Source organism: Dietzia sp. CW19 (assembly GCF_014145265.1).
Classification (GTDB): domain Bacteria; phylum Actinomycetota; class Actinomycetes; order Mycobacteriales; family Mycobacteriaceae; genus Dietzia; species Dietzia natronolimnaea.
This window is the reverse complement of the sequence record NZ_JAALEE010000335.1, coordinates 1-2716: the sequence shown is the minus strand read 5'-3', so window position 1 is coordinate 2716 and position 2716 is coordinate 1. Positions and strand designations below refer to the sequence as shown.

Below are 2716 nucleotides of genomic sequence, written 5' to 3'. Positions count from 1 at the left end.
GCCGCCCTGGCCGCGGCCCGCGCCGCGCTCGACGCCCACGACTACCGCACAGGCGTCGAGTTGTCCGTGGCCGCCCAGCGTGCGGGCCTGGAGATGACGCCGCTGCAGCAGGCCGAGCTCGCGCTGGTCGCGGGTTCCTGCCTGCGGCTGCTCGACAGGGTGCAGGAGGCGGCCGTCATGTTCGAGCGGTCGCTGGAGTGTCTGCGGGCAGCGGCCGGACCGCGTGGTGACGACGACGAGCCGGGTGGGCCCGACTTCACCAGTGTGCTGATCGACAACGTGACGGCCCGGGCGGACCTCGCGCACTACCGCGACCGGGGTCCGGAGAACTCCCTGCCGTTGATCGAGGCGGCCCACGGACTCCTGACGCCGGGCCACCCCGCTCACTCGGTGCTGGACGCGCTGACCGTGGTGCACCTGTCCTACGCCGGGCGGTACCGGGAGGCGGCCCGGGCACACGCCGAACTCGGCGCGCCACAAACTGACGCCGCCCCTGGTCATCCCGCACCCCTGCACCCCGCATCCCTGCATCCCGCACCACTGCGCTCCGCGCCCCTGTCAGCTGAGTGGGAGCGGCGCCTCGAGGCGATCCACGCCCTGGCGCTGGACGCGCTCGGGCAGTCAGACGCCGCGTTGGCCGTCCTGCGGCGGCTAGCCCGCCAGTCGCGCACGGTGGACCACCACGCGTGGGCGTCGGAGGAGTACCTCGCGGCCCTGCTGTACGTGGTCCTGCACGGTTTCGGCGTCAACGCGCTGTTCGCGGAACTCGCGCCGTTCGTGGCGGTCGAGCAGGACGACTCCGTGCGTCTGGACCACGGCATGCGCCGGGTCGCCGACGCGGAGATCGCCCTGGCCGCCGGCGACCTGCCGTCGGCCGTGAGCGCCGCGTCCGATGCACTCGACACCATCGCGGTGGACGGCCCCGAGGACTTTCTCCCGCGTGCCATCTCTCTGTACGCGCTGGTCGCGGCCCTGTCCGGGCAGACCGCGACCGCGCAAGAGCAGCTGCGGCGCCTACGCGCCGTCCACGGGTATGCCAACTCGCCGGTCGGGCCGGAGATCCGCGGAGCCGAAGCGGGGGTGCTGTTCTGCCTCGGTCGGAGCGAGGAGGCGCTCGGCATCGTCCGCTCCCTCGTCGACGACGGACTGCTCGGCTCCGCTGTGCGCGCCGCCCTGGCCGGGGTGTTGATGGCCGATCCGGAGAGCTGCCGGATAGTGGCCGAGCTGGAGGTCAGTGGGGATGTACCGGTGCTGGTGCGCGACCTGGCTGCTGCCAACCTGGCCGACAACCCCCGGCGATTGATCGATGCGGCTCAGCGAGCCCGTGGACACGGTCTGCTCATGGTGGCCGCAGCGGCCGCAGACCGCGCCCGCACCCTCGCCACCCCGGGATCGCAGCACCACACCCTGGCCGAGCGGATGCTCGCGACCACCGAGATCAGCGGGTCGCTGGCCGGCCTCACCGGACTGGGAGGTCCCGCCCGATGGGTCCCGCCCGGGGTCACGCTGACCCGCCGCGAGTCCCAGGTCGCCGAATTGGTGGGGCAGGGGTTGACCAACGCCGAGATCGCGGACGAACTCCACCTGTCCAAGCGGACCGTGGAGGGTCACCTCAACCGGATCTACACCAAGACCGGCACCCGACTGCGAGGGTGAACGGGCGACAGAGTCGAGGTGTGAGCATGCGTCAGTCACGGAGGAATCCGGCCACCTTCTGCGAGGCGCCCGCGGCCTACATCGTGGAGACCTATTTCGTGCTCCGGATGGTCATCGCGGCCGGTGCGCTCATCCTCCCGGCAACCCTCCTCCTGTGGGTGGCCCTCGACTCCGGCGTGTCGATGATGGGCTCACTCAGCGCCTTCTACTACTCGCCGGCCCGGAGTCTCTTCGTGGGGATACTGGTGGCGATCGGCGTCGCGCTGGTGGCCTACCGCGGTTACACCCGTGGAGAGAACGCGCTGCTCAACGGAGCCGGCGTCCTGTCCATCGTGGTGGCGCTGGTCCCGACGGGAGACTCGTCTCTGCCCGGGCTCACCGTGGCGGGTGCCGTTCACGCGGTGGCCGCGGTGGGGTTCTTCGTCCTGGCCGCGCTGTCGATCTTCTTCTACGGGCAGGAGACCCTCGGATCCCTTTCGGATTTGGACCAGCGGCGCAGGTATCGCGCGGTCTACCGGGTCCTGGCCGTACTGGTCGTGGCGTTCCCGGCCGCGGCGGTTCTCGTCGCCTGGGTGATGGGGCCGTCCGTGGCCCTGTTCGCCGGAGAGGCGGCGGCGCTGTACGCGTTTGCTGCGTTCTGGCTGGTCAAGACCTATGAGCTCTCGCAATCCCATGCCGAGTTGAGGATCGTGTGAGCCAGCCGATGCGGCCCTTCACAGACACCGCGTCGCTCGCGGCCGTCGCGCGTAGGGTCGCGACATGACGAGTCTTGTCTTTCTCCCCGGCCTCCACGGCGACGCGCAGACGTGGTACCCGACCCTGCGCGCCCTGCCGGAGAGTTGGAACACCACGGCCCTCGATCTGCCGGCCGAGCCCGACCTCGACGCGCTCGTCGACGAGACCGCCCGACAGATCGCTACCGGCAGCGTCGTCGTCGGACATTCCCTCGGCGGCGTGGTGGCCATGCACCTCGCCGAGCGGCACCCGTCCCTGCTGGCCGGCCTCGTGCTGGTCACCGCGCCCGTGGGGGCCGAGGACCCGGACGCAGCCGCGGCGCGCG

At 71.3% G+C, this 2716-nt stretch carries 3 protein-coding genes; all 3 read left to right on the top strand.

Going from position 1 to position 2716, the window contains the following annotated elements:
* Nucleotides 1-1656: helix-turn-helix transcriptional regulator (locus tag G6021_RS10440; RefSeq protein ID WP_241736517.1), on the top strand; the 1656-nt coding region annotated here is incomplete at its 5' end.
* A 26-nt stretch (nucleotides 1657-1682) separates the two neighbouring features.
* The gene (locus G6021_RS10435) at nucleotides 1683-2351 is read left to right on the top strand and encodes a hypothetical protein (RefSeq protein ID WP_187700625.1); all 669 of its coding nucleotides are present in this window, start codon (nucleotides 1683-1685) and stop codon (nucleotides 2349-2351) included.
* A gap of 64 nt (nucleotides 2352-2415) precedes the next feature.
* On the top strand, nucleotides 2416-2716 hold a 301-nt coding region (locus G6021_RS10430), incomplete at its 3' end, for an alpha/beta fold hydrolase (protein WP_182641241.1).